General features: G+C 59.3%; 1 protein-coding gene. It reads left to right on the top strand.

What is annotated here, in order from left to right; translation table 11 throughout:
* Positions 1-107: 107 nt before the first annotated feature.
* A partial coding sequence (locus D7V77_RS42555) for an Lrp/AsnC family transcriptional regulator (protein ID WP_233597584.1) occupies positions 108-450 on the top strand: 343 nt, incomplete at its 3' end.

A 450-nucleotide genomic window follows, 5' to 3' on the forward strand; every position in this document is an offset into this window, starting at 1 on the left:
GTGTAGGAGTGTGCATCCAAGCAAAAATTGCGAAGTTGTGCCCACCTTGCTAAATTTGCGCAAGAAAATTGCCGAATTAATTGGTGCGGAGCAACAAAATGAATAAAGTGGAACTCGACAAGATCGACCGCAAGATCCTGGAAGTCCTGCAGAACAACGGCCGCCTCACCAATCTGGAAGTCGCCGAGCGGGTGAACCTGTCGCCCAGCCCGTGTTTGCGACGCATCCGCCGCCTGGAGGAATCCGGGGTGATCCGCCAGTACGCCGCGCTGCTCGACCCGTCCAAGATCGGGCTGGGGCTGTCGGCGTACATCAACGTGCGGCTGGAGAAGCAGGGCGGTGCGCCCAAGGGGAAAGGCCCGTCCGATATTTTTCGCGCCGCCGTGGCGACGTGGCCGGAGGTGGTCACGTGCTACGCCATGACCGGCGAGATGGATTACCTGCTCAAGG

This window comes from Corallococcus sp. CA041A (assembly GCF_003612075.1).
Classification (GTDB): Bacteria; Myxococcota; Myxococcia; order Myxococcales; family Myxococcaceae; genus Corallococcus; species Corallococcus exiguus.